Here is a 25,945-nt window from a genome sequence, read left to right as displayed (position 1 = left end):
CGCCGAATCTACCCCTCGGACTGCTCGTGGGAGAGGAGCCAGCGTTTCGTCGGCAATCCCCAGCGGAATCCGCCGAGGGCGCCGCCGACCCGCACCACCCGGTGGCAGGGCACGAACAGGGCTGCTGCGTTCCGCGCGCACGCCGACGCCGCGCCGCGCACCGCAGCCGGACGTCCGGCGAGCGCGGCGAACTCGGTGTACGTCACCGGCTCGCCGGGCGGGACCTTCCGCAGCACTTCCCAGGCGGCCTCGAGGAACTCGCCCGAGTGTTGTTTCACGGGAATCGAATCGATGCTGTGCAGGTCTCCTGCGTGGTAGTCGGTGACGGCGCGGGTGACCTCGCCGAGGTCGGCGCGCGCCGTCGATTTGGTCGGCCGCAGGCTGGGGTGGATCAGGGGGAGTAGGACGTCGACGTGGGGCGTCCAGCCGGACGCGAGCACCGCACCGTCGCGGTCGGCGACGACGGTGAACGGTCCCGCGGCGGTGGGCACGGTGCAGTGGTGGGCGGTCATCGGGGTTCCTTCGGATCGGGGTCGGGTGTGGCCGCGAGCGCGCCGCGGGCGGCGAGTGCCGTGTGCCACAGGTGCATCGAGGCGTACGAGCGCCACGGCGTCCAGCGGTCCTGGGCGCGGAGGTCCACACCGAGGAGGTGTGCGCCTCGGGCGGCGACGAGGTCGGAGTCGAGCAGGATGTCGGGGTCGGCGAGGGTGCGCATCGCCACGTAGTCGGCGGTCCACCTACCGATCCCCTTGTGGGAGAGCAGCTCCGCGCGCAGGTCGGCCGAGGTCCGGCCCGCGTGCAGCGTCAGCGATCCGTCGGCGAGTGCAGCCGCGACCGCGATCACTGCGTCGACCCGGCGAGCGGGCCCGGTGAGCACTTCTCGGCCACGTGCGGCGATCGTCGCTGGGGAGGGGAACGCGTGCGTCAGGTGTGGGTCCTCGATCGGATCGCCCAGCTCCGCCACCAGCCGCGCAGTGTGGGTCGCCGCCGCGGAGACCGAGATCTGCTGCCCGATCATGGTGCGCAACAGCAACTCTCCAGGGTCGACGCATCCGGGAACCCGGATGCCCGGTGTCGTCACGATCGCCGGGGCGAGCGCGGGGTCGCGGCGCAGCGCGTCGTCGACGGCCTGGGGGTCGGCGTCCAGGTCGAACAGGTGCCGCAGCCGGGCGACGGCGGGGGCGAGGTCACGCATGTCGTGCAGAGTCAGGTCGGCGCGTACGTGGTTGTCGGCGAGCCGGGCCGCCGCAACCCCGGCGCCGTGCGGGAGCCGCAAGACCCGCCGGTACTGCCCGCCGACGACCTGTTCGAGGCCCCGGACCGCATGGGCGGACAGGAACCAGCCGAACCAGGCGCGGTCGAGGGGCGGACGGTACGGCAACCGCAGCGAGACGGTGCCTGCGGCCGAGGGCGGGCCGGAGCCGCGGCGCGCGGCGTCGGCCCGCATCTGTGTCGGTGTCGCTGCGAACACCTCGCGGACGGTGTCGTTGAACTGGCGGATGCTGGAGAACCCGGCGGCGAAGGCGATGTCCGACATCGGCATTGCGGTGGTTTCGACCAGCAGGCGCGCGGTGTGTGCGCGGTGCGCCCGGGCAAGGGAGAGTGGACCTGCACCGAGCTCGACCGTGAGTGTGCGTGTGAGCTGCCGAGCCGAGTAACCCAGCGCGGCAGACAGCCCCTCCACCCCGCCGCGTTCCACCTCGCCGTCACGAATCAGCCGCATCGCCCGGGCGGCGAGATCGGAGCGGACGTTCCACTGTGGGGAGCCGGGTGCGGCGTCCGGGCGGCAGCGGCGGCAGGCCCGGTAGCCCGCCTGCTGCGCGGCGGCCGCGGTGGGCAGGAACGTGACATTGGCCCGCTTCGGGGTGATCGCCGGGCAGGACGGGCGGCAGTAGATGCCGGTGGTGCGGACGGCGGTGTAGAACTGCCCGTCGAAGCGCGTGTCCCGGGACGAGACGGCCCGGTAGCAGCGGTCGAAGTCGAGGTTCATGTCCTCCAGGGTGTCAGCGCCCCGCCTCCGACGCTAGCGGAAATCGGCCATCGCCGTCGCGCGACCGGTTCTCCTGTCAGCAGCAGCGGGCGCCGGGGTTGCGGTCGGCGGCCGCGTGCCGCTCGCGCCAGTACTCGCGTTCGGACGGCACCGGGACGCCCGGGTGCGCGCGGTGGTGGTGCGCCACGAACCGCTGGTAGTCGTGGTCACCCATCACCGACGTGAGCCACCAGAGCACGCCGCGTACCACGCCGGGCATCAGTGGTGTCCCGTCGTGTGTGCGGCGCCGGGCGCGCGGACCTTGCCCTCCGCGATCAGCGTGTCCCACTCGTGCTGGATCTGCCGCTCTGCCTTGGTCGGGACGAACCCGGCCGGCCCGAAGATCTTCGACGGGACCGTCGGCGCCTCGGTGTCGGGGAGGCCGCCCGCGCGATACGCCTTGACGCACACGATCACTCCGACCACTGCCACGATCAGGACCAGAACCGCGAACACGATCGACAGCGTGCCCTGGATGAAGGTGTTGCGGATGACCGCGTCCATGGCCTCTGGGGTCTTCGCTGTCCCGAACGACGTGTCGCCCGCTGCCTTCGCGTCCCGGAAGGCGTTGTGCTGCGCCCAGTATCCGATCGCGGGCACGTCGGAGAAGATCTTCTCCCACGACGCGGTCATCGTGACGATCAGGTCCCACACCAGTGGTATCGCGGGTATCCAGGCCCACTTGAACAGGCCCTTCTTCATCACCACGACCAGGACCACGGTCAGCGCGATCGCGGCGAGCAGCTGGTTGGCGATGCCGAACAGGGGGAACAGGGTGTTGATGCCGCCGAGCGGATCAGTCACGCCCATCAGCAGCACCCCGCCCCACAGCCCGACCACGATCGCGGAGCACAGCCACGCGCCGGGGCGCCAGGACGGATCCTTGAAACGTCGTGCCGCGCCGCCGAAGTTGCCGAGCGAGTCGGAGAGCATGAACCGGGCGACGCGGGTACCGGCGTCGACGGTGGTGAGGATGAACAGAGCCTCGAACATGATCGCGAAGTGGTACCAGAACGACCGCAGCGACTCGCCGCCGATGACCTGGTGCATCACCTCGGACATGCCGAACGCCAGGGTGGGGGCGCCGCCGGTGCGCGAGATTATCGACTCCTCGCCGACGGCCGCGGCCGCCTCGTTCAGTTGCGCGGTGGTGATGTCGGCGCCGGGAAGGCCGAGGCCGTTGAGGTACGCGGGCGCGGCGTCGGCGGTGCCGCCGGTGAGGGCGGCCGGAGCGTTCAGTGCGAAGTACAGGTGCTGGTCGAGGATGCACGCGGTGACCAGTGCCATGATCGCCACGAACGACTCGGTGAGCATGCCGCCGTAGCCGATCATCCTGGTCTGTCGTTCCTTCTCCAGCAGCTTCGGGGTGGTGCCGGAGGCGATCAGCGCATGGAATCCGGACAGCGCGCCGCAGGCGATGGTGATGAACAGGAACGGGAACAGCGAGCCGGCGAACGCGGGACCCTCGCCGTTCTTCGCGAACTCGGTCATGGCCGGCATCTGGATCGCGGGCTGCGCCACCAGGATTCCGGCAGCGAGCAGCAGAATGGTGCCGATCTTCATGAAGGTGGACAGGTAGTCGCGCGGGGCGAGCAGCAGCCAGACGGGCAGTACCGAGGCGGCGAATCCGTAGGCGATCATCAGCCACGCGATGGTCACCTTCGACAGGGTGAACCAGCTTGTTCCCCAATCGGTCTCGGCGACCCACCCTCCGCCGACGATGGCCAGCAGGAGCAGGACGACGCCGATCAGCGACACCTCGGAGACCTTGCCGGGCCGCAGGAATCTCAGGTAGACGCCCATGAACAGCGCGATCGGGATGGTCATGGCGATCGAGAACACGCCCCACGGGCTCTCCGCGAGCGCATTGACCACCACCAGCGCGAGCACCGCGATGATGATGATCATGATGACGAAGACGCCGATCAGGGCCGCGGTGCCGCCGACGACGCCGAGTTCCTCGCGGGCCATCTGACCGAGGCTGCGGCCGCGGCGTCGCGACGAGATCCACAGCACCAGGAAGTCCTGTACCGCGCCGGCGAAGACGACGCCGATGATGATCCACAGGGTGCCCGGCAGGTAGCCCATCTGGGCCGCCAGCACCGGACCGACGAGGGGACCGGCGCCGGCGATGGCGGCGAAGTGGTGGCCGAACAGCACCCGCCGATCGGTCGGCATGTAGTCCTTGCCGTTCTCGAGCACCTCGGCGGTCGTCGCGCGGTCGTCGCGTGGCTGGACGATCTTGTTCTCGATCAGCCGGGCGTAGAACCGGTAGGCGATCAGGTAGGTGCACACCGCCGCGATGACGAACCACACGGAGTTCACGTGCTCGCCCCGCACGATCGCGATCATCGTCCAGGCCACCGCGCCGAGGAGGCCGATCGCGGCGAAGATCAGCTTCTTCGCCGGGGTGATCGGACTCCGATCGACGACACCGACGGGAGGCAGGTCCGGATCGGTGTACAGGAACTCGATGTTCGGGTCGGCACTCGGCTTGCCGGGACTCGTTGCCGTCGTCATGGCGGACCTCCCTCCGGAGCGGATGTGGCTGTCCTCACACTAGGACTCCGGTGCCGACGCCGCCCGGTGGAGAAAACCGACCGCACGGCCTTCAGAAGCGCTTCGCGGAGGCGTCCACCCAGTCGCTGCGCCAGCTCTGAGGGGGATCGTCGAGCAGCTCCCCGTCCTGCAGCCACTCGTACAGTTCGGCGTAGGTCCTGGAGGTGTGCGCGTCGACCCGACGGTTCAGCATCGACGGCCGCAGTTCGTGGAAGCCGTCCAGCCCCATCGAGGCGACCATCTGCGCGGCACTGGCCACGGTGGACTTCTGGAAGTTGTGCACCCGGGCCGCCTTGTCCGGCACCACCAGCGCGCGGGCCCGAGCCGGATCCTGGGTGGCGACGCCGACCGGGCAGTGGTTGGTGTGGCAGGCCTGCGCCTGGATGCAGCCGACCGCGAACATCATCGCTCGGGCGGCGAGGGTGAAGTCGGCGCCCTGGATGACGCGTTTGACGATGTCGCTGCCGCTGGCGACCTTGCCGGACGCGCCGATCCGGATCCTCTCGCGCAGACCGGTGCCGACGAGCGAGTTGTGCACGAGCATCAGGCCCTCGGTCAGCGGCATGCCCATGTGGTCCTCGAATTCGACCGGGGCCGCGCCGGTTCCGCCCTCGGATCCGTCGACGATGATGAAATCCGGGGCGACGTCGCGGTCGATCATCGCCTTGCAGATGCCGAGGAACTCGCTGCGGGACCCGACGCACAGCTTGAACCCGACGGGCTTGCCTCCGCTGAGCGTGCGCAGGGTGGCGACGAAGTCGACCAGCTCGATCGGTGTGCCGAACGCGCTGTGCGCGGGTGGCGAGATGACGGTCTGCCCGACCGGAACCCCTCGGGTCTCGGCGATCTCGGGGGACACCTTCGGGCCCGGAAGGACGCCGCCGAGACCGGGTTTCGCGCCCTGCGAGAGCTTGATCGAGATCGCCTTGACCTGCGGGTCGACGGCCTTCGCCGCGAAGGCGTCGGGGTCGAACCTGCCGTCGGGGGTGCGACAGCCGAAGTAGCCGGACCCGATCTCCCAGATCAGGTCGCCGCCGTGCTTGCGATGGTAGGGGCTGATGCCGCCCTCGCCGGTGTCGTGCGCGAACCCGCCGAGGGCGGCGCCCGCGTTCATCGCCTCGACCGCATTCGGGGACAGCGAGCCGAAGCTCATCGCCGAAACATTCAGCAGCGCAATGTCGTACGGCTGCGTGCAGTGTGGTCCCCCGAGTCGCACCGTCGGCGCGAGGTCGGTGGCGTGCCGGGCGCGCAGCGAGTGCACCATGAACTCGTAGCCGGGGGCGTGCACATCCCGTTCGGTGCCGAACGGCTCGTCGTCCTTGGTGCCCTTGGCGCGCTCGTAGACCAGGTCCCGGGTTTCCCGGTCGAACGGTGTTCCGTCGGTGGATGATTCGATGAAGTACTGCTGGATCTCCGGGCGGATCTTCTCCATCAGGAACCTGGCGTGCCCGAGGATCGGGTAGTTGCGCAGGATGCTGTGACTGCGCTGGGTCAGGTCCCGCGTCCCGACCGCCGCGAGGGCCAGCAGGATCACAGCAAGGATCGACCACCCCCAGCCGGCGGCGACGGCGAGACCGGCCAGGGCGAGCCCGGCCGCCCACATGACCCCGACGATCAGGAACCTCGTCATGACTGTGTGCCTCCAGGTGAGTGTGTCGGACGGTGGTACCGAAACGGCCCCGACCCGGTTCGGGGTCGGGGCCGCTCAGTGGTGCAGATCAGGCCGGGATGTTCAGGACCTGGCCGGCGTTGATCAGGTCCGGGTTCGCGATGCCGTTGGCGTCGGCGATCCGCTGGTACTGGTTGCCGTCGCCGTAGTACTGCTCGGCGATGACCCACAGGCTCTCGCCGGAGGCGACGGTGTGGGTGCGCGGCGCCGGGGCGGCCGGGGCGGGCTCCGGAGCGGGGGCCGGGGCCGGCTCGGGCTCGGCGGCGGGCGCCGGGGCGGCCTCGACGGCGGTGTCGCTCGACCACACGGCCTTGTCGCCGGCGTACAGCACGACGTTGCGATCGTCCTGGACGACCAGGCGGACGCCGGAGTTGCCGGACGTCTGCGAGGCCCAGACCGCGTCGTCGTCGCCGGTGTACAGCACGAAGTTGCCGTCGTCCTGCACGGTGGCCTTGGCCACGGACTTGCCGTTGGTCATGGTGGCCCACACCGCGTTGCCGCCCTCACTGAGCACGAGGTTGCCGTCGTCCTGCAGGGAGAGCGTGTAAGCGCCGTTGTTCGACGTCAGCGACTGCCCGGCCGTGAGGGTGGAACCGGCCTGCAAGGTGTCAGCCACGGTGTTTCCTTTCGAATGGTGAATTCTGCGTGGAGCAATGGTGTTCGGAATGCCCGTGACCGGCGGAGCCGGTGCGTGCATCCGGGCGAACCCTACGGTCCGGGGCCGGATCGGCGCGGGCGCCACGCCGGAGCATTCGGTGTGACGCCTAGGGTGGTGGCGTGACGAGATGGCAGGACGAGCGAGGAGTCGAGGGCGCGCGTGACTACGTCCGCCGGTTCGAGGAGTTGGCCGCGTCCGGCGTCGACCTGCACGGCGAGGCCCGGGCCGTCGACGCGTTGATTGCTCCGAATTCGCGGGTCCTCGACGCGGGGTGCGGAACCGGGCGCGTGGGAGCGGAACTGGCCCGCCGCGGCCACCGGGTCACCGCCGTGGACCTCGACCCGGTCCTGCTCGACGCGGCACGCGCGACCGGTGTGCTGACCGTCGTGCAGGCGGATCTGGCCGAGCTGGACCTCCCGGGTCCCGGGTTCGACGCCGTCGTCGTCGCCGGCAACGTGATGATCTTCCTGGCGCCGGGCACCGAGGCCGCGGTGTGCCGCCGGCTCGCCGACCAGCTGGCCCCGGGCGGGGTGCTGGTCGCCGGGTTCGCCACCGACTACCGCTACTCGGTCGACGACTTCGACGCCGACCTCGCGGCCGCCGGACTGGTCCACGAGCACCGCTTCGCGACCTGGGATCTGCGTCCCTGGCGACCCGATGCGGGGTGGGCGGTGACCGTCGCGCGCAAACCCGCGGCGTGACGTGGGGGCGACCGGCGTGACCAGGGCGGGACGCGGTCCGTAGAATCTGTTGACCGTGAGCCTTACCCTCGGAATCGTCGGACTGCCCAACGTCGGCAAGTCGACCCTTTTCAACGCCCTGACCAAGAACGATGTGCTCGCCGCGAACTACCCGTTCGCGACGATCGAGCCGAACGTCGGCCTGGTCGAGCTGCCGGACGAGCGGCTGGTCAAGCTCGCCGAGATCTTCGGTTCCGAGCGCATCCTGCCCGCCACGGTGTCGTTCGTGGACATCGCCGGCATCGTCAAGGGCGCGTCCGAGGGCGCCGGCCTGGGCAACAAGTTCCTCGCCAACATCCGCGAGGCCGACGCCATCTGCCAGGTGGTCCGGGTGTTCTCCGACGACGACGTGGTGCACGTCGACGGCCGCGTCGACCCGGCGTCGGACATCGAGATCATCGAGACCGAGCTTGTCCTCGCCGACATGCAGACCCTCGAGAAGGCGCTGCCGCGTCTCGAGAAGGAAGCGAAGAAGAACAAGGAACTCAAGCCCCAGCACGAGGAGGCCGTCAAGGCTCAGGCCGTCCTCGAAGAGGGCAAGACCCTGTTCAGCGTCAAGGACACCCTGGACTTCGGTCTGCTGCGCGAGCTGCACCTGCTGACCACCAAGCCGTTCCTGTACGTCTTCAACGCCGACGAGGCGGTGCTCACCGACGAGGCGAAGGTCGCCGAGCTGCGCGCGTCCGTCGCACCGGCCGATGCGGTGTTCCTCGACGCGAAGGTCGAGCAGGAACTCCTCGAACTGGACGAGGAAGATCGCCAGGAGATGCTGGAGTCGATCGGCCAGTCCGAGCCCGGCCTGCACGCGCTGGCTCGCACCGGCTTCCACACCCTCGGCCTGCAGACCTACCTGACGGCCGGCCCGAAGGAATCGCGCGCCTGGACGATCCACAAGGGCGACACCGCCCCGCAGGCCGCCGGCGTCATCCACACCGACTTCGAGCGCGGCTTCATCAAGGCCGAGATCGTCTCCTTCGACGACCTCGCCGCCGCCGGCTCCATGAACGCCGCCAAGGCCGCAGGCAAGGTGCGCATGGAGGGCAAGGACTACGTCATGCAGGACGGCGACGTCGTCGAATTTAGATTCAATGTCTAGAAACCGCCAAGGATAGCTGCTGAACTGCGGAAACAGTATGAGGTCTGTAGGTGGCGAAATGCGAGTCACGTGCCCGTCTGACATCTGCTTTCGGTCCCGGTCTCGCGTCTGAGGAGCGACCGCAGAGATGGTGCGCGCATGACCGGCAAGAAGAGCACGGCCAAGCTCCATCACTATGTGCCGCAGGGGTACCTTCGGGGCTTCGCGACGGGCCAAGAGCGCATCAGGGTCGTACCCCTCGACCGCTCCCGGCAGCCATACACGCCGAGCGTGAAGAACGTGGCTGCGCAGAACCACTTCCACACGGTCGGTGAGTTCGAGGAGCCGGATGCATTCGAGAAGGTGCTGAGCGAGGTCGAGGGCCAGGCCCTCGGCATCATCAAGGGCTTCGCCAACGGTGAGTTTCCTCCCTCCGAGGAGATCAGGTGGTCCTTCGCCCACTACACGGCGTTGCAGAGCGTGCGCGGGCCGGATACACGGAGGACGACCGAGCACCTCCGCGCGACCATGGTCCGGCTGGAGCTGGGTGCCGGTGGTCGCAAGAACGTCGGTGCCTGGATCCGTGACAATCTCGGATTCGACCCGACGCCGGAGCAAGAGGACCGAATCTGGGACGAGGCCACCCAGCCCGGCGGTCCGCCGATCGGATTCTCCAACCTGGCTCACATCCAGAACGCAGTCAAGACCGCGATCGAGCTGACGCCCTACCTTGCGACCCGCCCCTGGGCACTCGTTCGCTTCGACCGACGCTCCCTCATCACATCGGATGCTCCGGTCAGTCTGGTGCGCCGACCGGACGACGAGCCGTGGGAGGGAGTTGGCTTCGCGACGGCATGGGGCGTCACGTTCCCGCTCACGCGCAAGTTGGGGCTGCTCATGAGCGATCCCATGGCGATGTTGGAGGGTGTCGGAGCGGACGATCCGCGTGTCCAGCAGCTCCGCGAGATGGTGCTTGCCGGACAGGTCGACCGAATCCAGTCCGGGACCACAGCAATGGAGAAACTGTTCAACCTGCACACCGCGGAGTCGGCCAGGGAGTACATCTTTCACCACCCCGAGGACGAGCGGTACGTCCCTGCAAATCTGCCCGAACCGGATCTGGTCATCATCAAACCGATGGGAGGACTCGTCGACATGGACTTCGACGGTGAGCCGCTGTTCGCGCCCAATGGACACGAGGGCCGACGGGATACGAGGGGAAGTGCGGAGCGCCAAGACATGACGACCTCGGACGGCTGGGTCTAGGTTCGTCGGCGATGATGTTCCGGTAGGGGAGTGTGGCGGATTAGCATGGGAGATTCGGTGAGCGACGCGATCGACCCGACGTGGTGGGAGGACGTGCTGGCGGCGGCGTCGCACGACGCCCCATATGCGCCGCCAGAGTTGTTATCCACACGTCTCGAACAGGCGGCTGCCGATCCGGCTGCCATGGGGCTTCGCGGACTAGTGCTGCAGGTGTTGGCGATGGCTTCGTCGGCGATGCTGAACGCTGAGGACTGGTTGGAGCCGTTCACACCCGCGATGCAGTTCGGTGGCAAACGGACGGTGGTACCGGCGGACTTGGGGCCTGACCAGGTGGCGTTGCTGGCGCGTACCGCTCCCCTGGTCGAACGTGACGATCTGCGGGCTCGGGTGGCTGATGTCGCCTGGGTCTACGGGGATCGGTCGGACATCGCGATGTTGGACCGAGCCATCGATGCCTACCGGGCCGCGCCGCTGACGGGCGATGTGTGGTTCAGTGCGGGGAAGGACGCGTGGGTTCGGGCCTTCGCGCTTGCAGCGCGGCGCGGCCCGGACGGCCAGGGCCGTGTGCAGGAGATGTCGGAGGCATTGAAGGCTCAGGTCATGGTCGGCCAGGTGACCGACAACTTCAGAACAGTCGGGTTCGCGGAAACCTTGCGCCAGCACGGTCGTGTCGACGCGGCCGGGCGCGCTGAGGTGCGCGAAGCGCTGTTCGCGCTCGCGGCACAGGCGTCGTCGGTGAACCCTCGCCTGTCGCGCCACCTCGAGCGTGAGGCGCTCGCATGGCTTGGGGGTTCGGACGTGGCGGCTGCGAACGCTGCGACCGAACGCGTCGCGCGGACCTACATCGCAGAAGCCGATTCCCGCATCCAGGCGGACCCAAAGGCTGGCGCGCTGGTCGAGGGCCATTTCCTGGAGAAAGCCATCGCAGTCCTCCGAACCATCCCGCGCTCCTACCGGCTCGAGAACGGACTCGACAAGCTCGTCGACGACCTCCGCGCTCGCCTGCGTGCCAGCCGAGAGTCGGCGATGGAGCAGATGACGCGCATCAAGTCGGACCCGGTCGATCTGACTGACGCCGTGTCCTACGCACGGTCGCAGGTCTCGGGTCATGCGGACAAGTTCGACGCGCTCGCTGCGTTCGCGACGCTCGCACCGCCGCTAGACGAAGCCAGTACGCGCGAAAACGCCTCGAAGGTGCTGGAGGGCTCCATCAGCCACATCTTCGGGTCCTCTACGTTTTCCTCTGACCTCCGGAAGGTCGCATCGCGGCCGGGGTCTTCTGGTCAGGCCGACGAGAATGCGGTGTGGGCCGAGATGGTCCGCACGGTGTACTTTCACTCCCAACTGCTCGGAAAGGGCATCATTCAGCCTGCGCAAGAGGTCCTGACTACTGAGCACCGGTTCAGCCGGCAGTACATTGTGTCGCTGTGCGTGGAGTCGCCGACGGTGCCCGAAGGGCACGAGACGTTGTGGGGGGACGGGCTGGCGCTCGGCTTGGGTGGCAACTACGGCGCTGCGGTCTCTGTTCTGGTCCCGCAGTTGGAGCAAGTCGTGCGGGTCATGTTGAGGCGGCACGACGTGCATACGCTGTACGTCGATGAGCACGGCGTTGAGAGCGAGAAGAGCTTGAACGCACTGCTCGACATGACCGAGACCGAGGACATCTTTGGTGCAGGGATGGTCATGGAGATGAAGGCGATGCTGGTCGTCCAAGGTGGTCCGAATCTGCGGAACGACGTCGCGCACGGCCTTATCGATGACAACTCGGCGTGGAGCTACTCGGCGCTCTACATGTGGTGGTTCTGTCTGCGGCTGGTGACGGTGCCGGTCATCGAGATGATGAACCGCGCTCGGACGCAGGCAGCAGAGTCTGGCTGAGACTCGATGGCGAAGGGCGGCGACGGCGACTTCGTTCCGTCGGGCGCAGGTGTCTCGTGACCCAGATGTCTAGGTGCCTGAATGCGGTGGAGTTCCGCTTCAACGCGTAGCGCCGCGAGGCGGCAGGGGGCCGCCCTGCTCGCTAGCGTGAGCGGATGGCCATCAAACTTGAGAACGTCGGCATCGCCGTGGACGACCTCGAAGCGGCGATCGCCTTCTTCGTGGACCTCGGTCTCGCTGTCGTCGGACGCGACACGGTCAGTGGGGAGTGGACCGACACCGCCGTTGGGCTCGACGGCAACCACGCCAAGATTGCGATGCTCCAGACGCCGGACGGGAACGGTCGCATCGAGCTCTTCGAGTACATCCATCCCGAGGCGATCGAGACGAGCCCGACCCTTCCCAACGAGATCGGCATGCACCGCGTCGCATTCTCCGTCGACGACATCGACGAGGCCCTCGCGATCGCCGCGAGACACGGCTGCCATCCGCTCCGCGGCGTCGCGAACTACCAGGACATCTACAAGCTCACGTACGTCCGCGGTCCCAGCGGGATCATCGTGATGCTCGCTGAGGAGTTGACGAAGAGCTGAGGGCGGCGATCGGTGAGGCGGAGGTTCCGGGATTGAGCGCGATCGTCTTTCGTACCGTCTACGGCGGGCCGGATCCGGACGTGGTGGAGGCAACGACCGCGATCAAGCAGGAGTTGCGTGACGTCGAGCTGCCATACGAGCTCGACATCCTCCTGCACATGGGCGGGACCATCTCCTCGACCACGGACCCGACCGGGCTGTACGCGCCGCGCGTGTCGGTGGCGCAGCGCAGGATGACCGCGCAGATTCGTATCAACCGCGCCGACGTCCTCGATGCGCCGGACCTGCGTGGATTCCTGCGGCAGACGATCCATCGCGCGGTGCAACGGATGATCGAGCGGGTCGCGGCCAAGGACAAGACCGTCGACGCGGACGCCGAGATCCGCAAGCTCGCGTTCCTTGTTCAGCCGTAGGAGCTGCCGCTCATAGGATGCGGTCATGTCGCTGTTCCTCGTGCCGTCGCTCCCCGATCGCGCGGACGGTGGGCACCGCTTCCTCTTCCAGATCGACGAGGAAGGATGGCCCGTCGACGGTGAGTTGGAGGACGTGCTCGACGAGTACCTGTGGGGGTACGGATCGGTGTACTTCTATGGGACACCCGAAGCGGGCGGCGTCGTTCGCGACGTCGTCGCGGGATTCATCGACTTCTGATGACAATCGCAGGCGCATTCATCGACCGCCTCGTGGCGGCCGGGTGGACGTTCGAGCCCCCACGCGACGACAATCTGTCCGCGCTCGCCGCGGTGGCCGATGTCGCGATTCCCGCCGGCCACGTCGAGTTCTTCCGGCAATTCTCGGTTCTCGCAAGTGGCGACGACTCCCGTTGGTTCCTCTCGGCCCTCGACTATGCGGGTCTGTCCGACAGTGCCTTCGCGTGGGACGAGTTCCGCGCGATCGGACTCGACGCGGCAGGGACTGCCGCCGACCGTGCGGGGGTCGAGGCGTTCTGGACGGAGTACCTGCCGATTCTCGTCAGCGTCGCCGGTGACTACGAGTTCCTCGCGATCAGCAGGACGAGCGGTGTCGTCGTCCACGGCGCCGAACCGGACTTCGAGGACGCTACGGTGGTTGCGTCGGGTCTCACCGCGCTGATGGAGGGCGTCGTGCAGCGGACGCTCGACGTGCCGCTCCTGCGCCACTGACGACGGCTCTACGCTGGCGGCATGGACGCAGCCGAGTACCGCGCTGAAGTGAAACGAATCCTGGGCGCGGCGTCGGCTGACGTGGCCACCCGGCTCGTGACGATCCACGATGCCGCGACCGAACGGACCGATGCGGTCGTGATCGACGTCTTCGTCGGCCAGGACGGCGAAGGCCCGTTCGACGTCTGGGCGCGGTTCGAAGGTGCCGACGGGTTCACACTCGACCGTCGACTCGACGACGAGCGACAGCTCTTCGGGGTGACCTGGGGCGAGCGGGGCTGGAAGCCGGAGGTGCCGCCTTGCCCGCGGGAATGGACTCGTGACCAACTCGAGGAGATCATCGTCGAGGTCGTCGCCGAGTGGCTCGCCCCGCTCATCCCGACGTCGTCCCCCGGCCTTCGCTGGGAGGTCACTTCGCCGGAAGGCACGGTCGACCCTCGTCCACTCGGAGTGCGCCACCAGTCGACGTCATGAATACTGCACCGGTGACGCTCACCAAGCGAAGCTTGTACGCCGTATCGATGGTGATGCTCGTTGTCGCGGGCTTGTTGGTCGCGGCCTCGGGGAGCAGTGGCGCCGCACCGCCGCCGGACTGGCGATACACGATGGTGGCGTTCAGCAACGTCAGCGACCGCGACATGGATGTGTACCAGTCGGGGGACGGCACTCAGTTCCAGCCCCTCCGACTGTCGGCGTATCGGCCTCCGTCAGGGGTGGTGCGTGACCCGAGCATCTTCCGGCACACGGACGGGTTCTACTACGTCACCTACACGACAGTGGACGGGGCGAACGTCGGCTTCGCGCGCAGCAGCGATCTCGTCAACTGGACGCATCTGGCGAACTGGCCGGTCCCGTTCTGCTGCGCCTTCCTGCCGGGCACGGGGGACGGCACCGGTTCGGCGAGCCCGCCTGGCTTCTCGGGGTCGGCCGGGTTCAGCGACGGACCGTCGCTGTCGCCGTTCACCACGAAGGCCTGGGCGCCCGAATGGTTCGTGGACGGTGACCGCGTCAACGTCATCCTGTCCATGTCGACCGGTGGCGGCTTCGTGCCGTATCTGATGACGGCGCTCGAGCCGTCGCTCCGGTTGTGGAGCCTGCCCGTTCCGCTCGCCGGGATCGGCGCCGACCACATCGACACCACCGTGGTCAAGGTCGGATCGACCTACCACGCGTTCACCAAGAACGAGACGAAGAAGGTCATCGAGCATGCGGTCGCGCCGTCGCCGACCGGACCCTATTCGTTCGTCGCACCCGGAGATTGGGGCACGCTGGTCGAGGGACCGGCCGTCGTCCAGTTGCCGAACGGCACCTGGCGGATGTATTTCGACGCCTACACCGAAGGAAAGTACTTCTACTCCGACAGCACGGATGGGCTGAACACCTGGTCGCCCCGGCAAGAGCTTCCCGGCCTGTCCGGGACGGTGCGTCACGTCGGCGTGTTGCGAGAGCCGGCATGACACCGACTCGGTGACATCACGGGCGCTCGTCGCGGGCGGCCTTCTCGACGATGCCGGCGATTCGCCGGGTCTTGGTCGCCGGTTGCTTGGCGAACGCGATCTGGCTGAGCGCGAACTTGCGGACACTCGGTGGCCATGCGTCCCAGTGGGTACGTGCCTGCGGGGTGGCGTCGAGGGCCGCGGCGAGTTCCGGTGACTCGACGAGCGCCTCGGCGTCGTCAAGCAGGGTCCACAGACCACGTTGTTTGGCGTCGTCGATGACGGCCTGTCCGGCTGGCTGCATGCGTCCCTCGGCGAGCAGGTCGGTCACGCGTGCCTTGTTGGAGGCGGCCCACGCGCTGTTGCGGCCGCGTCGGGTGAACCACATACCGCGCCGGTGCTCGTCGATGGTCCGGGTGTGCCCGTCGACCCATCCCCAGCAGAGCGCCTCCCGCACCACCTGGTCGTAGTCGAGGGGCGTGTTCCCGGACTCCTTGCGCCAGAACACAAGCCAGACGCCTTCGGATCCATCGTGATTGTCTCGCAGCCACGCGTGCCACTCGTCGAGGGATTCGGGATGCAGGTGTTCGGCGTTCGAGTTGGCCATGGGGACAAGGTTAAGCGCCGGCCGTCACGCGACCGCCGGCCTTGGTGCCGGCGGGGCGAGGCTGTGGTGGATGTGTCCGGTGGGGGTGGTGATCCGGACCAGGTGTCTGCCATCGGGTGAGTCGATTGTTTCGGCGACCCATCCGGGTGCCTGCTTGGCGTAGTTGCATGCCTCGCACAGTCCCTGGCCGTTCTCGAACGTGGTCGGTCCGCCGTCGGCGACGGGGTGGATGTGGTCGGTGTGCCGCACGGGTGCGTCGCACCAGGGTGTTCGGCACACGGGGTCACGCAGCCGGATCAGCTCGGCCAGGGAGGTGGGGAACAGGCGGGTGCTGCGGTCCATCGCGACCACCGCGCCGGTGTCGGGCCGCGTGTAGACGCGGCGAAGTTCGGCGAGACCGGCGGTCGCGGCGGCGTGGACGAGTTCCCTTGCCACGTCTGCGGGAATCGGTCCGTAGCCGCGCACCTGTGCCGCCTCGTCGGCGCCGCCGAAGAGTGTGCGATCGGACACCGTCAGATGCACTCGAACCGGTGGCGCCGGCGCGGTGGTGTCGTCGGTCGGTGCGGTGACGATGCGGGCGACAAGGGTGTCCGCCATGATCTGCCCGCGGGTCCGCTCGTCGCCGGTGGCGGTTGCCGACGTGGCCGCTGCTGAGAGTGCGGCGTGGCAGGCGACGCCCTCCGCCATGGGCAGCAGCGCCGTCACGTAGGCCATCGTGTCCGGGGCGGGGCGGATCGAGACCCGCCGCTCGGTGTGCGCCTTGGCTTTCCGTCGAACCCAGACCGGCTTGTCCGCCTCGTACGCCATCTGGCGTGCGCTGGCGACGGTGTCCCTGTCGCTCATCTTCTCGAGTCGTTGGGGATCGGCGGCGAGCTTCCGGTCGATCTCGGCTCGGTCTTCGATTGAGAGGCAAGCGGTTTCGCGTGCGATCTGGGTGGCGCGCCACTCGGTGATCCGCCCTTCGCGCAGCGCACGAAGGGTGTGGGGCAGCTCGGAGGTGAGGGTGGTGGCCAGGCCGAGGTGGATGCCGCCGCGGTGCGGGGACTCGCGGCGGGCCAGCGCGATCTGGGAGGCGATGCCCCGGTCTCGACGCTCGCGTGCCACGCGCGCATCGGTGGCCGTGCGGCGTTGTTGCGCAGCGAAATCGGCGGTGACCTGGGCCTGAAGGCCGGCCGCGGCGCAGGCGAGCCGTTCGAGGGCGCGGAGCAGGTCGATGCGCTCGGCTTGGTGGTCGGGGCAGGCCGCGGCGGCGAGGGACTGGACCCACTGTTCGACGTCGGTGGTGGTCACCGTGTCGGTCAAGCGCCCCTGTTCGCTCATGTGTTCGATTGTATCGAGCGCCACCGACAGATTCGGCGGTTCCGTGGAACTCTCGCGGTGGCCTCAGGCGACAGGCGACACGGGTGCCTCGCTCAATGTCCGGCGGGTGACGAACCGTCGCGGCGTCCCCGACAGCGGATCGGTGAACTCCAGTTCCCGCGCGAGCAATTGGAGTGGGAGGGAATGGTCGTCTGGCGTCTCGGGGAGCAGGTCCGGATACCAGCGGTCGCCGAGGATTCCGATGCCGAGCGCTGCCAGATGCACCCGCAACTGGTGCGTCCGGCCGGTGCGCGGACGCAGGATCGTGTGCAGCACAGCGCGGCCGGAGACGCTCACGCCGGTCCCGTGCACGTCGACCAACGTCTCGGCGTTGGGCTCACGGGCGTCGTCGACGACGACCCGCAACTCGCCGCGCTTGACCTCGATGTGGTTGCGGTGGACGACGGGGACCGCGCGCCCGGCAAGCGCCGGCGCGCTCGGGTCCCACCCGGGCGGTCGCGCCGAGACCGCCTCGTAGACCTTCAGGACCTGCCGCTTCTCGAACAGCGACTGGTATGCGCCGCGCGTGCTGGGACGGGCCGAGAACATCACCAGGCCGGCGGTCGCGCGGTCGAGTCGATGGATCGGCGTCAGGTCCGGATTGTCGAGGCGATTCCGCAATCGGACGAGCGCGGACTCGCGCACGTAGCGCCCGGACGGGGTGGTGGGGAGGAAGTGAGGCTTGTCGACCACGACGAGGTCGTCGTCGACGTGCAGGATCTCCTCGTGGAACGGGATCGGGTCCTCCACCGGCAGGTCGCGGTGGTACCAGACGAACCGGTGTTCGCCCAGCGCCGTGCCGCGGCCGACCGGGCTGCCGTCGATGCCCACGATCTCGCCGGCGTCGAACCGCCGGTGCAGGTCATCCGCGTCCAGGTGGTCGAACCTCTCGACGACGTACTCGGCGACCGTCGCCCACGGCCCTGACGTCGGGACGCGCAGCCGCGTCGGTCCGACCCCGTTCTTGACGGGCAGCGGTGAGGGCATCGGCACGCGCTTCATCATTCCACCGGCTGCTGGCACGGCCGCGCCGCGGGCCGCGACGTGACGCGCTTGGTGCGCCCGGGTGGCCTCAGTCGACCGGCGCCGCGGACCGGCTCTTCCACCAGTGCCACCCGGCGGTGACGATGATCGCGCCGGCGAGGGAGCCGATGATGCCGCTCGGGCGCAGCTCGAGGCCGTCCCCGGCGAGCAGGCTGATGAGCAGTCCGCCCACGAACGAACCGCCGACGCCTGCGGCAAACGCCAGAGTCCAATCGATTCCGGACTTGGACTTCCCCAGAATGAGCTGGGCGACAGCGCCGACGAGCAATCCGAACAGGATCATCCCGATGATCAACATGGCGGGAGTATAGGGCGCAATACCCGCCCATCCCTGGTAGCCGGGCGCCCGCGCTATCCGTGCCGCGCCACGTCCTCGCACAGGATGCTCGGCCAGCGGGCGAGATCGGCCGGCGTGTGCGCCACCTCCAACGTGGCCCTGGGCAGCAGATCCAGCAGCGCCTCGGCGGTGGACACCGGGTGACCGGGATCGTCGGTCCAGGCGAGAATCGTCGTCGGAACGTCGATCTTCGCGACGTCGTCCGGGTCGGGCAGGTCGCTCAGCGCGGCCCCGCGGAACAGCGAAGGAAGCAGGTGCTCGGTGACATCCGGCACGGTGTCGGGCGCCCCGCTGGTCGCCGGGGGACGCGGGGCGGCGAGGTCGGCTCCGAGGAAGGCGTCGAGCCCCTGCTCCTCGATCACCGCGGCATTTCGGCGGTAGGTGTCGGCCTTGGCTGCGCGGGTGTGCCAGGCGGTCGCCGGCACCAGCAGGGTGAGGCCGGCGAACCGGCCGGGATCGCGCACGGCCGCGTGCAGCAGGGTACCGGTGCCCATCGAAGGGCCGACGCCATGGACCTGCTCGCCGGGGAACCAGTGGTCGAGCAGCCGCAGCAGGTCGTCGGCCAGAACCGGCCAGCGGTAGTCCTCGGGGGCCGCACGGCCGGTTGAGCGGCCGTGACCGCGCGCGTCGTACCGCAGCAGCCGGGTTCCGCTGAGCCCGCGGCCGAGATCGAGGTCCATCAGGCGGTCGCGGTGGCGGCTCGAGGTGAGGCCGTGGAGTTGGACGACCGGGTGGCCGCCCTCGTCGCTCAGCTCCACGTCGAGCTCGGCGCCGGGAACACTGAACGTCGGCACGGCGGCTCCTGTGGGTTTCGAAGGGCGCGGTGGCTGGGAAGGCGCCTAGGATACCGCCATGCGGCTGACCAACGTCGCGCACCTGCGCCTCCCGTTCGGCCGGCTGCTGGGCTACGACGTGAATGTCGGACAGCCGGGCCGATCCCTTCCCGTCTCCTTCGACCAGCGCCGACACGTCGGAGCAGGGGACCGGGCCGGATCCTGGATGGCCTTGTCCCTCAGACTCGCCGAGCCGGTGCCGCCCGACGAGCTCGCGGCCGCGTGGCTGGCGGTAATCGCGCGGCACGGCACGCTACGGTCCGTGTTCGTGCCCGGCGAGGACGGCGAGCCGCGGCTGCACGAGGTCGAGGTCTTCCCCGGTGACTGGGTCGAGCACTCGATCGCCCCAGGGCAGGCCGTCAACGATGCGCTGCGGGAAGTGCTCGACCGCGCGTGCTCGCCCTACGGTCGTCCGTCGCACCGGCTCTGCGTGCTCGAGACCGCGGTGGGGCCGACGGTGGTGATCGCCGCCGACCACTCTCACGTCGACATGTGGTCGATGCTGGTGATCGCCCGTGACCTGCTCGCCGCGCTGGCCGCGGTGCAGGAGGGCCGAGTGCCGTCGCTGCCGCCCGTTCCCGCCTTCGCCGAGCACACCCGTGCGCTGCGGGGCCGCCCGTCCGCACCCGACGATGTACGCCGCCGGTGGGCGGAGGTGCTGGCTGCCAGCGGTGATGTGATGCCTCGGTTCCCGTTGCCGCTGGGCGCGGCGGCGCTGCACGAGGAACGGGTCGAGGTGCGCGACGTGCTTGACGTCGACGACAGTGCCGCGTTCTCGGCCCAGGCCCGGGACGACGGTGTCTCGACCCTGGCACTGGTGGTGGCCGCGATGACCGAGGTGACCCGCGAGTTGGCAGGCAGCCCATTGCGGGCGGTCTTCCCGGTGCACAGCCGGTACGACGCCACCTGGCACGACTCCGTCGGCTGGTTCATCACCAACTCGGTGCTGGAATCGACCGTTCCCGAGCCGCGTGCCAGTGCGGAGGCGGTCAAGGAGGCCGTCCGGATGGGGTCCTGGCCATTGGAGGACGTTCTGCGTCCATGGGGCGGGATGCCCGAGGCGCCAGGGATGTTCGCGATTTCGTGGCTGGACCTGCGCCGGCTACCGGTCCGGGTCGACGCGACCGGGTTGGAGGCGCAGTACGTCGGGGCGACGATCCGGACCGACGGCGTGATGCTCTGGTTCATCTTCGACGAGTCCGGACTGCACCTGCGGTGCCGCTACCCCGACACCCCCGAGGCTCGGCGACATGTCGGCAACTGGCTGGACACGCTCGTGGCCCGCTTGCGTTCGCGGGCACGGGCATCGGTCGGTGGGCGGCTCCGACTCGGTGACCGGACCTATCGGGTGCAGCGCGCCTGCCGCGCCGACGTGCCGGCGCTCGTCGCACTGCTCTCCGATGACGAGATCGGACGCACCCGCGAAGGTGCGGAGATCGCCCGGTACGAGGAGGCGTACGACGCGGTCGCACGGGACCCCTGGCAGTACCTGGCCGTGGTCCGCGACGAGGACGACCGGATCGTCGGCACCATGCAGCTCACCGTCATTCCCGGGTTGTCCCGCGGCGGCACCACGCGTCTGCAGATCGAGGGGGTTCGGGTGGCGGCCTCCGAACGCTCCCGCGGTGTCGGCACCGCAATGCTCGAGTGGGCGCACGACCACGGCCGGCACCGCGGCGCGACGCTCGCGCAGGTCACTACCGACCAGGCCCGCGAGCGGGCGCACGCCTTCTACGCGCGGCTCGGGTACGACAACAGTCACGTCGGGCTCAAGCGGGCACTCTGACGCCTGGCCTACGGCACGAAGAACGTGGCGGCGCCGGGGGTGATCGGTCCCGGCACCGTGGAATTGACGACGATGGCCACCTGCCCGGTTCCCGTGTGCACCGTCGCAGCGGCGGGTATGCCGTTCAGCCCGTCGGACAAGCGAGCGGTGCCGGAGGTCCCGGTCGACAAGTTCACCCAGAACACCTCGGCCGAGAGCAGGCAGCCCCACCGACCCGGCTTCCCACCGGTGATCGTCACGCTGCCCGGCTGGTCACCGACGACGGCCGCGCAGCGAACCGGTGGCGCGTCGAAGCTCCCGTTCGGGTTTCCGAACGGCGCGGGGTCGATCTGGAACGGAATGGTCACCGCCGCGGCGGCAACTCCTGCGGTCGACAAACCCGATGCAGCAACGGCAATTGCGCAGATGCCGAGTCTGCGAGCGAGATTCATCATGGAGACCTCCTGTGGTGCAGGGGGCCCGACCCGGTGTCGACCCCATCCTCCCCTTGGAACCCGATCGTTGCACGGTTCGGCCACTATCGGAGGGTGAGTGGCGAACGCGGCGTGGCGGCGGTCGGCGCTCCGCTGCCTGCTGCGATACGCTCCGGCGTCAGCGGTGGATGTCGCGGTACCTGTTGCGGAGAAGTTCACGACTGCCGAGGTGGTGGGGTGCCATGACCGATGGGGTGATTGCCAGCGATTCCGATCGCGCGTCCGGGCACACGCGATTGCTCGCCGTCCTGCTCGCGATGGCAATGTTCGTCCTGGTCGTGGACACGTCACTGATGAACGTGTCGATCTCGGCCGTGGTTCGCGACCTCGACACGACCGTCAGTGGGGTGCAGACGGCGATCGCGCTCGAGGCGCTGGTGTCGGCGGCCTTCATCCTGATCGGCAGCAAGGTCGGCGACCTCATCGGCCGCAAACGCGCCTACGTCCTCGGCCTGCTCGGCTACGCGACGGGAGCGGCGGCGATGACATTCGCACAGAGCCTGACCACGGTGATCGTGTTCTGGGCCGTGGTGGGCGGAATCGGGGCGTCGCTGCTGCTGCCCGCGATGCAGTCTCTCGTGCACGGCAACTTCGAGGGCGACATGCAGAAGAAGGTCTACGCACTGGTCGGCGCCGCGGCCGCGATCGCCGCCGCGGTGGGACCACTGCTCGGCGGCTTCGTCACCACCTACCTGTCGTGGCGGATCGCGTTCGCGCTCGAGGTGGTGATCATCGTCGTCGTGCTCTCGGGTATCGGTCTCGTCCGCGACGTGCCGTACACCGGTCCCCGGGGTGTTGATGTCGGGGGTGCGGTGCTCTCGGTCGTGGGCATGGGCGGGATCGTGCTGGGAATTCTGGTGTGGCAGGAGGGCGGTGAGGCGGTCGCCGCGCTCCTGGTGATCGGTGCCGCGGCATTGGGCGCTCTGGCGTACTGGCTGATCCGCCGGAAGCAGCGTGGGGAACCGGCCCTGCTGGATCCGGACCTGTTCCGGTCCAAGGTTTTCCGGCTAGGCGTCACGCAGCAGATGCTCCAGCAGATCGCCCTCGGTGGCACGATGATCGCGCTGCCGATCTACCTGCAGATGGTGCTCGAGTACAACGCGATGCTGGCCGGCCTGTCCCTCGCACCGCTGTCGCTGAGCATGTTCGCGGTGGCCCTGCTCGTGGGGAAGAAGGCGGGCGATCGACCCCCGGCCGGGATCATCCGGTGGGGTTTCGTCCTGGTCACCGTCGGCATCGCGATCCTGATCCCGCTGGTGCCCAGGGCGGACTTCGGGTGGGCGCTGGTGGTGCCGCTCGTCATGGCAGGTTCGGGGCTGGGGATGCTGGTGTCTCAGCTGAACAACTACACGCTCGCCCCGATCTCGGAGGAGCGGGTCAGCGAAGCCGCCGGAACCAACTCCGCGGCCGGGTCGTTCGGGCTCTCGTTCGGGCTGGCCTTCGCGGGCGCCATCATGCTGGCGACGCTGTCGATCACCTTCACCGCGATGGCGCAGTCGAGCACCGTGCTCCCGCCCGCCGACCAACAGCGCGTGGCGAAGGTGCTCGAGGACGACGCGCAGGTCATGAGCAACGCGGAACTCGAGGCCCTGCTCGTGGGCCAGCCCCCGGCGGTCCAGGACGAGATCGTCCGCATCAACACCGACGCGCGCCCCATCGCCCTGCAGGCGGCACTGCTCGTTCCGATCGTGGCCGGCCTTCTCGGGCTGCTCAACTCGTTCCGCATGGTGCGGGAGCCGGACTCCCCGTCACCCACTGGCGGTGACGGGGAGTCCGGCGCGGCGTGACGGCTCAGTTGCTCTTGGTGGGCGCAGCCGACAGGATGCCGTCGAGGTCGGCGAGGACCGTCATGCCGCCGAGCGGGCCGACGCCGGTGATCCAGTACGACATGTCGACGACGTGCATGTTCGGGAACAGTGCCCGGTCGGTCACCACCGCGGGGACCGATGTCGGGTCGGCCGGCTTCGCGCTGGTCACCAGGACCAGGTCGGCCTTCGCCTCGCTGGCGAGTTCGGGGGACAGGTCGACGGAGATCGAGTTCTGCCAGTCACGGGGCGGGATGGTGAACCCGGCGCATTCGAGGGTGCTGCCCGCGAACGAGGTCGGGCCGTAGAGGGTCAGGACGTCCTCGCGGGGGCGGATCAGTTGCGCCGCTTTGCCTGCGGTGCCGTGCTCGGTCGCGACCTCCTCGCAGCGCGCGGTGTAGCCGTCGAGCAGCGTCTGGGCCTCGGACCCCTTGCCGAGGGCGTCGGCGACGAAGCGAACATTGTCTTGCCACGGATCGGCCTGCGACGCCATGTACACGGTCGGGGCGATCGCGGCGAGCTGGTCGTACAGGTCCGCGTGCCGGGTCTCGGTGCCGAGGATCAGGTCCGGCTTCAGTGCGGCGATCTTCTCCACGTTGGGTGCGGCGACCGTGCCGGTCAGCGCGACCGACGACGCCTTGTCGCCGAGGTATGCGGGCACTCCGGTCGCTTCGCTGAGAACCGCTGCGCCGACCGGGATCACGCCCAGTGCGATGGAGGTGTCGAGGTGCACTGGTTCGAGGACCACGACGCGCTGCGGATCGGCGGGGACCTCGGTCGAGCCGTGGGCGTGCGCCACCGTGCGCACCGAGGTCGCCTGATCGGTCGAATCGTCGTCGGCACTGCCGCAGGCGGTCAGTGCCACTGTCGCGGCGAGCACGCCGATCAACACTCGACCCGCCCGCGTGGCATCCTGTCTCATTCGCACTCCTGACTGCACTCGCTGCCCCGCCCGGTCGGTGCCGCGCGGCCGCCGAAATGGCGTCCCTTAAGATTGGTAAGGCTAACTTACCGAGTGGGGGAAATGCCGTGTCTGCTCGCCCCGACGGCGCCTGCGCCGTGCCGTGCACCTCGCGCGGCCGGTCGCACGGGGCCGAATCCGACATCGACCTTGCCGCAATGGGATCGGTGATCGAGAATCCCCAGGTGAGTCGCCGGCCCGACGCGTGTTCGTGGCGGTCGTCCGCGGTCGGCGAGCCGATGGTCGCGCGCGCCACCCTCACCCGGTTGTGGGTGCTGATCGAGCATCCCGGGCCGTGGCCGAAGACCGCACCGACCGGAGTCCTGCCCGACGCCCTGCTCGACCGGATCGCGGCACTCGACGGCCCCGCCCGGCTCGTGCTGATCCGTCGCCCCCGCCGTCGGCGCGTCACCGAACCGCGCTGGATTCTCGCCTGGTCCGACGGGGTGAGCCATTGGATGCGCCAAGGGGTCGTCGCCGGCTACGAGGACCTTGCCGACCTGTCGTTCGAGACGAGCGCCGCCGGGACGGAACCGGACGTCGGAGAGGCGCGTACCAGTCCGCTGTTCGTGGTGTGCACCCACGGGAAGAAGGACGCCTGCTGCGCCGAGCTGGGCCGGCCGATCGTCAGCGCCCTGTCCGAGGTCGACGGCGCGGACGTGTGGGAGTGCACCCACATCGGAGGAGACCGGTTCGCCGCCAACATGATCGCATTGCCGGAGGGGCTGTACTTCAGCCGACTCGGCGCGGAGTCGGCACGGGCCGCGGTCCGTGACCATCTCGCCGGTCGCATGTCGCCGACCCACCTGCGGGGCCGGGCCGCGTTGCCGCAGCCGGCGCAGGTCGCCGAACACGTGATCCGGGAGGCGACGGGTGTCTTCGCCCTCGGCGCGCTCGAAAGCGTCTCTGTGGCAACCACAACCGACTCCGGCACCACGGTCGACATGCGCATCGCATCGCGGGACTTCCGCGTCGTGGTGCGGCCCGGACCGCCGGAGCAGCCGTTCCGGCACGGCTGCATACCGGATACCGCGGCCACCTGGCACCGATGGATCGTGGACAGGTTCGACGAACGCACGGTCGGATAGGCGGACCGCATGCGTCGAGGTGCTTCGCGATCGGGTCCGTTGCCCTACTGTTGGCGACCATGAGCGAGCAGGTGAAGGGACCCGCGTCGTATTTCCCGTCGATCGAGGAGAAGTACGGGCGTCCGATCGGTGAATGGCAGGCGTTGATCCGGGCCAGCGACCTGACCAAGCACATGGAGCTGGTGAACTGGCTCAAGGCCGAACACGGGCTCGGTCACGGCCACGCGAACGCACTCGTCGCGTACACGCTGAAGGACGACGCCGCCGGTTAGGCCGTCGGGTCAGGCCGTTCGGGAGGCGCGGCCCGCGTCCGATTCCGGAGTGATCAGTTGGACGGGTGCGTCCGCGCTCATGGTGCGGATCACCGTCCGGGTCAGGCCGCGGACGGTCCGGGCCTGAAGTTCGAGCGCCGCGTCGGCTGCCGACAGGGCGATCAGCACGGGACCGCCGATCCACAACGGAATTCTCATCAACACTCCTCCTTGGGCCGAGGGACGGCCCGCCGACCCAGGAGGGGGAGGGTGGGCCGGCGAGCCTTCGCCGCTCGCGGAGGGGCGACACGACGCAACGCGAGCGTAAATGATGATCCTTAATACTCGCGAGTACC

General features: G+C 68.9%; 28 protein-coding genes. 14 read left to right on the top strand and 14 right to left on the bottom strand.

The window, feature by feature from the left end; all coding sequences use genetic code 11:
* Positions 1–8: 8 nt before the first annotated feature.
* The 6 genes from ACWEPG_RS06415 to ACWEPG_RS06390 form a co-directional block, all read right to left on the bottom strand.
* Entirely contained in the window at positions 9–512 is a 504-nt protein-coding gene (locus ACWEPG_RS06415; protein ID WP_450112896.1) for a methylated-DNA--[protein]-cysteine S-methyltransferase, read from the bottom strand.
* A complete protein-coding gene (locus ACWEPG_RS06410) occupies positions 509–1,990 on the bottom strand; it encodes a DNA-3-methyladenine glycosylase 2 family protein (RefSeq protein ID WP_452594102.1) in 1,482 nt (493 codons plus the stop codon). The genes ACWEPG_RS06415 and ACWEPG_RS06410 overlap by 4 nt, the downstream gene beginning before the upstream one ends.
* Positions 1,991–2,066: 76 nt before the next feature.
* Positions 2,067–2,249: a YbdD/YjiX family protein gene (locus tag ACWEPG_RS06405; RefSeq protein ID WP_452594101.1), complete on the bottom strand. Its 183-nt coding sequence runs from the start codon at positions 2,247–2,249 to the stop codon at positions 2,067–2,069.
* A complete protein-coding gene (locus ACWEPG_RS06400; protein WP_452594100.1) occupies positions 2,249–4,549 on the bottom strand; it encodes a carbon starvation CstA family protein in 2,301 nt (766 codons plus the stop codon). Before ACWEPG_RS06400 ends, ACWEPG_RS06405 begins: the two co-directional genes overlap by 1 nt.
* Before the next feature lie 91 nt (positions 4,550–4,640).
* A complete protein-coding gene (locus ACWEPG_RS06395; protein ID WP_452594099.1) occupies positions 4,641–6,218 on the bottom strand; it encodes an FMN-binding glutamate synthase family protein in 1,578 nt (525 codons plus the stop codon).
* An 88-nt stretch (positions 6,219–6,306) separates the two neighbouring features.
* Entirely contained in the window at positions 6,307–6,873 is a 567-nt protein-coding gene (locus tag ACWEPG_RS06390; protein WP_450112901.1) for a LysM peptidoglycan-binding domain-containing protein, read from the bottom strand.
* 161 nt (positions 6,874–7,034) lie between these two features.
* On the opposite strand from ACWEPG_RS06390, the gene ACWEPG_RS06385 reads away from it, so the two are divergent.
* From ACWEPG_RS06385 to ACWEPG_RS06340, 10 genes are all read left to right on the top strand, one after another.
* On the top strand, positions 7,035–7,616 hold the full coding sequence (locus ACWEPG_RS06385) for a class I SAM-dependent methyltransferase (protein ID WP_450112902.1): 582 nt from the start codon (positions 7,035–7,037) through the stop codon (positions 7,614–7,616).
* A 55-nt stretch (positions 7,617–7,671) separates the two neighbouring features.
* Positions 7,672–8,751: a redox-regulated ATPase YchF gene (gene ychF, locus ACWEPG_RS06380; protein WP_450112903.1), complete on the top strand. Its 1,080-nt coding sequence runs from the start codon at positions 7,672–7,674 to the stop codon at positions 8,749–8,751.
* A gap of 138 nt (positions 8,752–8,889) precedes the next feature.
* Positions 8,890–9,996: a DUF4238 domain-containing protein gene (locus tag ACWEPG_RS06375; protein WP_452594098.1), complete on the top strand. Its 1,107-nt coding sequence runs from the start codon at positions 8,890–8,892 to the stop codon at positions 9,994–9,996.
* Positions 9,997–10,053: 57 nt separating this feature from the next.
* Positions 10,054–11,874, top strand: coding sequence for a DUF4209 domain-containing protein (locus ACWEPG_RS06370; RefSeq protein WP_452594097.1), 1,821 nt, complete (start codon positions 10,054–10,056; stop codon positions 11,872–11,874).
* A 155-nt stretch (positions 11,875–12,029) separates the two neighbouring features.
* Positions 12,030–12,467, top strand: coding sequence for a VOC family protein (locus ACWEPG_RS06365; RefSeq protein WP_452594096.1), 438 nt, complete (start codon positions 12,030–12,032; stop codon positions 12,465–12,467).
* Positions 12,468–12,499: 32 nt separating this feature from the next.
* Entirely contained in the window at positions 12,500–12,880 is a 381-nt protein-coding gene (locus ACWEPG_RS06360; protein WP_450112906.1) for a hypothetical protein, read from the top strand.
* A 25-nt stretch (positions 12,881–12,905) separates the two neighbouring features.
* Complete coding sequence (locus tag ACWEPG_RS06355) at positions 12,906–13,118, top strand: hypothetical protein (protein ID WP_450112907.1); 213 nt, start codon at positions 12,906–12,908, stop codon at positions 13,116–13,118.
* Positions 13,118–13,609, top strand: coding sequence for a hypothetical protein (locus ACWEPG_RS06350; RefSeq protein WP_450112908.1), 492 nt, complete (start codon positions 13,118–13,120; stop codon positions 13,607–13,609). The genes ACWEPG_RS06355 and ACWEPG_RS06350 overlap by 1 nt, the downstream gene beginning before the upstream one ends.
* A gap of 21 nt (positions 13,610–13,630) precedes the next feature.
* Positions 13,631–14,083, top strand: a complete 453-nt coding sequence (locus tag ACWEPG_RS06345) for a DUF6389 family protein (RefSeq protein WP_452594095.1) — start codon at positions 13,631–13,633, stop codon at positions 14,081–14,083.
* Positions 14,080–15,066 carry a glycoside hydrolase family 43 protein gene (locus tag ACWEPG_RS06340; RefSeq protein ID WP_450112910.1) on the top strand — a complete coding sequence of 329 codons (987 nt, stop codon included), beginning with the start codon at positions 14,080–14,082 and terminating at the stop codon, positions 15,064–15,066. The genes ACWEPG_RS06345 and ACWEPG_RS06340 overlap by 4 nt, the downstream gene beginning before the upstream one ends.
* A 16-nt stretch (positions 15,067–15,082) precedes the next feature.
* Here ACWEPG_RS06340 and ACWEPG_RS06335 read toward each other — a convergent pair whose 3' ends face one another.
* The 5 genes from ACWEPG_RS06335 to ACWEPG_RS06315 all read right to left on the bottom strand — a co-directional run bounded on the left by ACWEPG_RS06335 (position 15,083) and on the right by ACWEPG_RS06315 (position 19,186).
* On the bottom strand, positions 15,083–15,652 hold the full coding sequence (locus ACWEPG_RS06335; RefSeq protein WP_452594094.1) for a YdeI/OmpD-associated family protein: 570 nt from the start codon (positions 15,650–15,652) through the stop codon (positions 15,083–15,085).
* Positions 15,653–15,676: 24 nt separating this feature from the next.
* Positions 15,677–16,972 (bottom strand): HNH endonuclease, encoded by a 1,296-nt coding sequence (locus ACWEPG_RS06330; RefSeq protein ID WP_452594093.1) that lies wholly within the window; start codon positions 16,970–16,972, stop codon positions 15,677–15,679.
* Positions 16,973–17,035: 63 nt separating this feature from the next.
* Positions 17,036–18,013: a pseudouridine synthase gene (locus tag ACWEPG_RS06325; protein WP_452594253.1), complete on the bottom strand. Its 978-nt coding sequence runs from the start codon at positions 18,011–18,013 to the stop codon at positions 17,036–17,038.
* A 70-nt stretch (positions 18,014–18,083) separates the two neighbouring features.
* The gene (locus ACWEPG_RS06320) at positions 18,084–18,353 is read right to left on the bottom strand and encodes a GlsB/YeaQ/YmgE family stress response membrane protein (protein ID WP_450112913.1); all 270 of its coding nucleotides are present in this window, start codon (positions 18,351–18,353) and stop codon (positions 18,084–18,086) included.
* A gap of 53 nt (positions 18,354–18,406) precedes the next feature.
* Complete coding sequence (locus ACWEPG_RS06315; RefSeq protein WP_452594092.1) at positions 18,407–19,186, bottom strand: alpha/beta fold hydrolase; 780 nt, start codon at positions 19,184–19,186, stop codon at positions 18,407–18,409.
* A gap of 58 nt (positions 19,187–19,244) precedes the next feature.
* On the opposite strand from ACWEPG_RS06315, the gene ACWEPG_RS06310 reads away from it, so the two are divergent.
* The gene (locus ACWEPG_RS06310) at positions 19,245–21,011 is read left to right on the top strand and encodes a GNAT family N-acetyltransferase (protein WP_452594091.1); all 1,767 of its coding nucleotides are present in this window, start codon (positions 19,245–19,247) and stop codon (positions 21,009–21,011) included.
* Between the two features lie 8 nt (positions 21,012–21,019).
* Here the strand turns inward: ACWEPG_RS06310 and ACWEPG_RS06305 are convergent, their stop codons facing one another.
* Positions 21,020–21,442, bottom strand: a complete 423-nt coding sequence (locus tag ACWEPG_RS06305; RefSeq protein WP_452594252.1) for a hypothetical protein — start codon at positions 21,440–21,442, stop codon at positions 21,020–21,022.
* Positions 21,443–21,666: 224 nt separating this feature from the next.
* On the opposite strand from ACWEPG_RS06305, the gene ACWEPG_RS06300 reads away from it, so the two are divergent.
* Positions 21,667–23,271, top strand: a complete 1,605-nt coding sequence (locus ACWEPG_RS06300) for an MFS transporter (protein WP_450112916.1) — start codon at positions 21,667–21,669, stop codon at positions 23,269–23,271.
* Positions 23,272–23,275: 4 nt separating this feature from the next.
* On the opposite strand, the gene ACWEPG_RS06295 is transcribed toward ACWEPG_RS06300, so the two are convergent.
* Positions 23,276–24,211 carry an ABC transporter substrate-binding protein gene (locus ACWEPG_RS06295; protein ID WP_450112917.1) on the bottom strand — a complete coding sequence of 312 codons (936 nt, stop codon included), beginning with the start codon at positions 24,209–24,211 and terminating at the stop codon, positions 23,276–23,278.
* 107 nt (positions 24,212–24,318) lie between these two features.
* Here ACWEPG_RS06295 and ACWEPG_RS06290 point away from each other — a divergent pair, with 107 nt between their 5' ends.
* Both ACWEPG_RS06290 and ACWEPG_RS06285 read left to right on the top strand, forming a co-directional pair.
* The gene (locus tag ACWEPG_RS06290) at positions 24,319–25,338 is read left to right on the top strand and encodes a sucrase ferredoxin (protein ID WP_450112918.1); all 1,020 of its coding nucleotides are present in this window, start codon (positions 24,319–24,321) and stop codon (positions 25,336–25,338) included.
* 59 nt (positions 25,339–25,397) lie between these two features.
* On the top strand, positions 25,398–25,610 hold the full coding sequence (locus ACWEPG_RS06285) for a DUF4287 domain-containing protein (RefSeq protein WP_452594090.1): 213 nt from the start codon (positions 25,398–25,400) through the stop codon (positions 25,608–25,610).
* 9 nt (positions 25,611–25,619) lie between these two features.
* On the opposite strand, the gene ACWEPG_RS06280 is transcribed toward ACWEPG_RS06285, so the two are convergent.
* A complete protein-coding gene (locus tag ACWEPG_RS06280) occupies positions 25,620–25,808 on the bottom strand; it encodes a hypothetical protein (protein WP_450112920.1) in 189 nt (62 codons plus the stop codon).
* Between the last annotated feature and the right edge of the window lie 137 nt (positions 25,809–25,945).

The sequence above is a fragment of the Rhodococcus sp. NPDC004095 genome (genome assembly GCF_053604015.1).
The sequence above is the reverse complement of the archived record's forward strand: the minus strand, read 5'-3'. Positions and strand labels throughout refer to the sequence as shown.